This is a genomic window from Nitrobacter sp. 62-13 (assembly GCF_001896955.1).
In the GTDB taxonomy this organism is placed as follows: Bacteria; Pseudomonadota; Alphaproteobacteria; order Rhizobiales; family Xanthobacteraceae; genus Nitrobacter.
Genome location: NZ_MKRN01000068.1, coordinates 7,488 through 13,890, shown reverse-complemented (window position 1 = coordinate 13,890; position 6,403 = coordinate 7,488). Strand labels below are relative to the sequence as shown.

7 protein-coding genes and 1 pseudogene are annotated in these 6,403 nt (G+C 63.7%); 6 read left to right on the top strand and 2 right to left on the bottom strand.

The genetic code is table 11. The features are described from left to right. The 4 genes from BGN91_RS06620 to BGN91_RS06605 all read left to right on the top strand — a co-directional run. The coding region (locus BGN91_RS06620) for an ATP-grasp domain-containing protein (RefSeq protein ID WP_292611623.1) at positions 1–1,658 on the top strand (1,658 nt) is incomplete at its 5' end. Between the two features lie 135 nt (positions 1,659–1,793). Next, positions 1,794–2,216, top strand: coding sequence for a nucleoside-diphosphate kinase (gene ndk / locus BGN91_RS06615; RefSeq protein ID WP_292611621.1), 423 nt, complete (start codon positions 1,794–1,796; stop codon positions 2,214–2,216). A 22-nt stretch (positions 2,217–2,238) separates the two neighbouring features. Beyond that, positions 2,239–3,069 (top strand): TerC family protein, encoded by an 831-nt coding sequence (locus BGN91_RS06610; protein WP_292611619.1) that lies wholly within the window; start codon positions 2,239–2,241, stop codon positions 3,067–3,069. A 361-nt stretch (positions 3,070–3,430) separates the two neighbouring features. Then, positions 3,431–3,634 carry a cold-shock protein gene (locus BGN91_RS06605; protein WP_292611617.1) on the top strand — a complete coding sequence of 68 codons (204 nt, stop codon included), beginning with the start codon at positions 3,431–3,433 and terminating at the stop codon, positions 3,632–3,634. Between the two features lie 92 nt (positions 3,635–3,726). Here BGN91_RS06605 and purN read toward each other — a convergent pair whose 3' ends face one another. After that, positions 3,727–4,380, bottom strand: a complete 654-nt coding sequence (gene purN, locus BGN91_RS06600) for a phosphoribosylglycinamide formyltransferase (protein ID WP_292611615.1) — start codon at positions 4,378–4,380, stop codon at positions 3,727–3,729. Positions 4,381–4,403: 23 nt separating this feature from the next. Next, positions 4,404–5,477: a phosphoribosylformylglycinamidine cyclo-ligase gene (gene purM, locus BGN91_RS06595; RefSeq protein ID WP_292611613.1), complete on the bottom strand. Its 1,074-nt coding sequence runs from the start codon at positions 5,475–5,477 to the stop codon at positions 4,404–4,406. Positions 5,478–5,649: 172 nt separating this feature from the next. On the opposite strand from purM, the gene BGN91_RS06590 reads away from it, so the two are divergent. Together BGN91_RS06590 and BGN91_RS06585 are read left to right on the top strand one after the other, a co-directional pair. Continuing rightward, the gene (locus tag BGN91_RS06590) at positions 5,650–6,192 is read left to right on the top strand and encodes a CDP-alcohol phosphatidyltransferase family protein (protein ID WP_292611611.1); all 543 of its coding nucleotides are present in this window, start codon (positions 5,650–5,652) and stop codon (positions 6,190–6,192) included. 42 nt (positions 6,193–6,234) lie between these two features. Next, positions 6,235–6,403, top strand: a pseudogene (locus BGN91_RS06585) (chromosomal replication initiator DnaA); the annotation flags it as partial.

Sequence of the window (6,403 nt, the reverse complement as noted above, 5' to 3'; positions counted from 1 at the left end):
CCGCGATGATGACCGCCATGGGCTCGAAGTCGGGCGCCAAGACGTTGATGGAGAAGGCGGGCGTTCCCCTGGTGCCCGGCTATCATGGCGAGGCTCAGGACGATGCCACGCTGCAAGGCGCGGCGGAGCGGATCGGCTATCCGGTTCTGGTGAAGGCATCCGCCGGCGGCGGCGGTCGCGGCATGCGGATCGTGCGGTCGGCGAGGGAGCTCGCACCGGCGATCGTTAGCGCGAGGCGCGAGGCGAAAGCGGCGTTCGGCGACGAGCGGATGCTGATCGAGAAGTACGTCGAGAACCCGCGCCACATCGAGGTGCAGGTGATCGGCGATACGCACGGCAATCTGCTGTCGCTGTTCGACCGAGAATGCACCTTGCAGCGACGGCACCAGAAAGTCATCGAGGAAGCGCCTTCGCCGACTCTGAACGCGACGCAGCGTGAGACAGTGTGCGAAGCGGCGCGCAAGGCGGCCGGCGCGGTGAATTATGTTGGTGCCGGCACGGTCGAGTTCGTGTCCGACGGCAAGGAGGTGTTCTTCATCGAGATGAACACGCGCTTGCAGGTCGAGCATCCCGTGACCGAATTCATCACCGGCATCGATCTGGTCGAATGGCAGCTCCGCGTCGCTTTTGGCGAAGAGCTGCCGCTGACGCAGGATCGGATCGTCATGAATGGCCATGCCGTCGAGGCGCGCGTCTACGCCGAGAATCCGAACAAGAACTTCATGCCGTCGGTCGGCCGCATCACCGCCTGGCGGATGCCGCCGGAGATCGACGGCTTGCGTATCGATTCCGGATACCGCAAAGGCGATACGGTGTCGCCGCACTACGACGCGATGCTCGCCAAGGCGATCGCCTGGGCGAAAACCCGCGACGCCGCGCTCGACCGGCTCGCACGCGCCCTGGAGGGGATCGACGTCCGTGGCGTCGTCACCAACGTTCCGTTTCTGTCCGCGCTGGCGGCGCATGCCGACGTGCGCGCCAACGCGATCGACACTGGTTTCATAGAGCGGCATCTGACAGACCTGACCGGAATGGCGGGGCTGCCTGGCGAAACCGAACTTGCCGCCGCGGTTGCTGGCATCGTGCAGGCCGAGCGCGAGGCCTCTCGATCGGATGCGGCGTCACCTTGGCGAACCGCGGGCTGGATGCCGGTCGGCCGCCGTCAGCGCAAATTCGTGTTTCGTCACGGACAGAGCGAGCACGAAGTCATTCTCGTCTATGGCAACGGGCCTTCGCAATTGCGCGTCGGGGACACGGACCTTGCATTCGGGTTCGAGCCGGACGAGGCGGGAAATCTCACGCTCGCGCTCGATGGAATGCGCAGCCGCGTCGTCTCGGTCGCCGATGGCCGCGAGGTGTATGTGCGGACGCGCAACCGCCGGTTCGAGTTGCACTGGGTCGATCCCTTCGGCGGCGGCGACGAGGAGCAGACCAATGAGGACCGCATCACGGCGCCGCTGCCCGGCATAGTGGTCGCGCTGCTCGCGGAGGAGGGCGCGGTTCTGGAGAAGGGCGCACCCATTCTCACGCTCGAGGTGATGAAGATGGAGCAGACTTTGCGCGCGCCCTGCGCGGGGACACTGAAAACGATCAGGTGCAAGGTCGGCGATATCGTGCAGGAGGGCATCGAACTCGCCGAGATCGAGCCTGCCGCTTGACGGTCAGGTCGAGCCGGCTTGCTTTCTGCGAGCCTGGCGGGCGGCGCCGGCCTCCGCGACCCCGCGCTTGCCGTGGATGATGCGCGTCGATATAAGCGCCGCAATTCCCACGGCCGCTCAATCAAGGATCTCGACATGGCGACTGAACGCACCTTTTCCATTATCAAACCGGACGCAACCGCGCGAAACCTGACCGGTGCGATCAACGCCCTGATCGAAAAGGCAGGACTGCGGATCGTGGCACAGAAGCGCATCCGCATGACCCGCGAGCAGGCCGAAGCCTTCTATGCCGTGCACAAGGCGCGCCCCTTTTTCGGGGAGTTGGTCGATTTCATGATTTCCGCTCCGGTCGTCGTGCAGGTGCTGGAAGGGGACAACGCCGTCCTCAAATATCGCGAGATCATGGGTGCGACCGACCCGTCCAAGGCCGCCGACGGCACGATCCGCAAGCTCCACGCGAAATCGGTCGGCGAAAACTCCGTTCACGGATCGGACGCGCCTGAGACCGCTGCGGTCGAGATCGGCCAGTTTTTCTCCAGCGACGAGATCGTCGGCTAGACGGGTGAGGTAAAGGACGCCATTGGATTCACTGCTGCACATCTTCGATCTGGCGACGATCACATCGGTCTTCGCCGAATTTCGAAGTGAGTCGCATCATTCGGCGTTCTGGCTTGCCGTCGGCAAGATCATCTGGATCAACGTGCTGTTGTCCGGCGACAACGCGCTGGTCATTGCGCTTGCCTGTCGCGGGCTGGCGCCGCCGCAGCGGCTTTGGGGCATGGTCCTCGGAGCCGCAGCCGCAGTCGTTCTCCGCATTGTCTTTACGGGGATTGTCGCAACCCTGATGGAGTTGCCCTACCTCAAGCTGGCAGGGGGCATCGCGCTGCTCGTGATTGCCGCCAAGTTGCTGGTGCCGGAGAAGGAGGACGAGGAGGGGGTTGCCGCCGCCCGGCATCTGTGGGCCGCCGTTCAGGTCGTGGTCGTCGCAGACATCGTGATGAGTCTGGACAACGTGATCGCGGTTGCGGCGGCCGCGAACGGCAGTTTGCCGCTGTTGATTATCGGACTGGCCATCAGCGTGCCGCTGATCGTGGCCGGCGCCGCGCTGATCATGTTGTTGCTCAACCGCCTGCCTTTTCTAGTGTGGGCCGGGGCGGCGTTGCTGGGCTGGATCGCGGGAGAAGTTATCGCCACCGATCCGGCGGTCGCGCCGCGATTGCATGCGCTGTTCGACGCTGGCGCGGGCGCCTTTCTGGATACGGCGCTGACGCGGCTCGGCCTCGCGCCGCAATTTGCCGTTGATGGCGGCACCGGAGCGGAAATTGTTTGTTCCGCGCTGGGGGCGATCATCGTGCTGATCGCGGGCTCGATCTGGCGTCGCCGGATACAGGTTTCCGCCGAGCGTTGCTAGAACGGAGCATGCTCCGTCGCGCCGGGCATTCACGGTCGGAACGCTATCAAACATGTGGATAGCCGGGACACTGCCGGTAAAGCGGGGCCGTGTCGCAGCAGCGCCGCCTTCGCACCGGCGCTTTGAAATGCTGTCGCTTCCCGTCGTTTTGACGCAACAGCCTCGGCAGGTTTCGCGATTGGCAGTCGTGACTTGCTAAGAGGTAATTTTCGTGTTGCAATCCGCGCACAATCGGATCTTGGTCCGTTCGTCTGTGCGTTTCGCGAATTCGAAGGTTCAGCAGAGATCAGGAGGGGTCGTTTGTAACGTGGTGCGCGATGCGCGGCCGCGTCTTTTTTATACCCAGACAGGGAGACAGACGATGCAGAAGGGCACCGTCAAATGGTTCAATCCGACCAAGGGGTACGGGTTCATCAAGCCGGCGACCGGCGACAAGGACGTCTTCGTTCACATCTCAGCCGTGGAGCGCGCTGGCCTCAGCACACTCAATGAGGATCAGGCTGTCGAATACGACCTGGTTGAAAATCGCGGCAAGACCTCCGCTGAAAATCTGAAGGTCTCATAATTCCATTGTGTTTCCTGCGATTGGCATGGACTGTCGCAGGCGCGCTTCCCTGATCGCGATCCGGAGCGGTTCTTGCCCGGTCCGGGGACCGGTCATATCACCGACGGTGAGATCAGGCTGTCGTCCGGACTGGCGTTCGCAGCCGTCTTGCAGATTTCGCCGTCCACTCGCGTGCCGCCGCTTGCGACAAGCCGCAGCGCATCCGGGTAGATGCGATGCTCGATCTCCAGCACGCGCGCGGCTAGCGTCTCCGCCGTGTCGTCGTCGCGTATCGCGACGGCGCCCTGGATGATAATGGGACCGGCATCGGTCTCCGGAATGACGAAGTGGACGGTCGCGCCGGAGATCTTCACGCCGGCGCGCAGCGCCTGGCCGTGAGGATCGAGGCCGCGAAACGACGGAAGCAGCGACGGATGGATGTTGAGCATTCGTCCCTGCCAACGCTGGACGAAATCGGCAGTGAACAGCCGCATGAAACCGCCGAGACAGATGAGATCGATGCGGTTGTCGTCCAGCGCCGATTGCAGTTTGGCTTCGAACGCTACGCGGTCCTGACCGAACGGTTTGCTCTCGATGACGAGCGTTGGAATCCCGGCCGCCCGGGCTTTGGCGAGACCCTCCGCGGCGGCCTTGTTGGAAATGACGACGGCGATTTCAGCCGGGTAGCCCTCGGCCTTCGCGGCCTCCACCAGCGCGGTCATGTTCGACCCGCGCCCGGAAATCAGGATTGCGACACGGCGTTTCATGCTCGTCATCCTGCCGGATCGCCTCAGATCGCGAGATCGAGGTGGTTGTCGTAAATGACGCGGTTGTTGTCGTCGGCGGCGATCACCTCGCCGAGCAGCGCAACTCGCTCGCCGGCCTGCGTCAGCACGTCCGCGACCTGGTCGACCGCCTCGCCACGCACGATCGCGACCATTCCAACGCCGCAATTGAAGGTTCGCAGCAGTTCAAGCTCGGCGAGACCGCCCTGCTGCGCCAGCCATTTGAATACCGGCAGCACCGTCACCTGGGCGAGGTCGACGCGCACGCCGAGATGCTTGGGCAATACGCGGGGGATGTTGTCGGTAAAGCCGCCGCCGGTGATGTGGGCGAGCCCCTTCACCGCGCCGGTTTCGCGGATCGCGCGCAGGCAGGATTTGACGTAGAGCCGGGTCGGCGTAAGCAGGGCGCCGCCGAGCGTCGTGACAGGCGCAAACGGCGCAGGAGCCGCGAGGCCGAGGCCGGAAATCTCGAGAATTTTCCGGACCAGCGAATATCCGTTGGAATGCAGGCCGGACGACGCGAGGCCGATCACGGCGTCGCCGGCGGCGATCTCGCGGCTCGGCAGCAGGGTGCCGCGTTCGGCCGCACCGACCGCGAAGCCCGCCAGATCGTAGTCTCCTTCGCTGTAGAGGCCCGGCATCTCGGCCGTCTCGCCGCCGATCAGGGCGCAACCGGCTTCCCGGCAGCCTTCCGCGATGCCGGCCACGATCGCCGCCGCAGCTTCGGGATCGAGTTTGCCGCAGGCAAAATAGTCGAGAAAGAACAGCGGCTCCGCGCCTTGCACGACGAGATCGTTGACGGACATGGCGACAAGATCGATCCCGATGGTGTCGTGTATCCCGGTTTCGATCGCGACCTTGACCTTCGTCCCCACGCCGTCATTGGCGGCGACCAGAACCGGGTCCGTGAACCCGGCCGCCTTGAGATCGAACAGTCCACCGAAGCCGCCGATTTCGGCGTCTGCGCCCGCGCGGGCGGTTGCGCGCACCATCGGCTTGATGAGGTCAACCAGCCGGTTGCCGGCATCGATATCGACGCCTGCCTCGGCATAGGTCAGGGCGTTCTTGCGGTTGGTCATGCGATTGTATCCAGAATTTCCCGGCTGGTTACGTGGGATTGCGGACCCGCGCAATGGCCCGCAAACTTTCCTCAGCATATACTATGTAGACAAGAGGCTGTTCCGGGCAGCGGAAGCCTCAAATCCTGCGCCGGTCGGCGCGGAAAACGGGCCGGAGGGCGGGAAGCGTCGCGTGAGTATTCCGAATATTATTACACTCGGTCGCATTCTGCTGGTGCCGATCATTATCTGGGCTATCGCTTCCAATCAGATGGAAATCGCTTTCGCGATCTTTGTGGTCGCCGGTGTCAGCGACGCAGTGGACGGGTTTCTCGCCAAGCGTTTCAACATGGCGAGCGAACTGGGCGCACTCCTGGATCCCCTGGCCGACAAGGCGCTGCTGGTCTCGATCTTCGTGACGCTCGGCATCCTGGGCGCGGTTCCCCGCTGGCTCGTGATCCTTGTCGTTTCGCGCGATATCATGATCGTCGGCGCCGTGATCGTGTCGTGGCTGTTCAACAAGCCGATACCCATGAAGCCGCTGATGGTCTCGAAGCTCAACACGGGAGCGCAGGTCGCGTTTGCCGCGCTGGTGCTGGCCGCGCTGGGTTTCGGGTTCGATTCTTCGCCTTACGAGGGCGTTCTGATGACCGCCATCGCGATCTTGACCTTGGTTTCGGTCTCCCTCTATCTCGTGGAGTGGGGACGCCACATGAGCACCATCGAGCAGAAATGAGGATCGCTCAAGGGTGCGTTGGATCTGGCATGGAGGAGATGCGTGGCAGGCCGCTCCGGACCCCGTCAGCTCGCATTCGCGCTGCCGCACGCTGAAAGCCTTTCGCGGGACGATTTTCTTGAAGGATCGGCGAACGCGGCGGCGCTGTCGCTGGTCGAGAGCTGGCCGGAGTGGCCGAACCGGATCATGCTGCTTGCCGGCCCCGAAGGCT

Bases quoted from the DNA above. Each gene is read 5' to 3' on its own strand.
- ndk (WP_292611621.1), top strand. From the start codon at position 1,794: ATGGCGACTGAACGCACCTTTTCCATTATCAAACCGGACGCAACCGCG.
- BGN91_RS06605 (WP_292611617.1), top strand. From the start codon at position 3,431: ATGCAGAAGGGCACCGTCAAATGGTTCAATCCGACCAAGGGGTACGGG.
- purN (WP_292611615.1), bottom strand. From the start codon at position 4,380: ATGAAACGCCGTGTCGCAATCCTGATTTCCGGGCGCGGGTCGAACATG.
- purM (WP_292611613.1), bottom strand. From the start codon at position 5,477: ATGACCAACCGCAAGAACGCCCTGACCTATGCCGAGGCAGGCGTCGAT.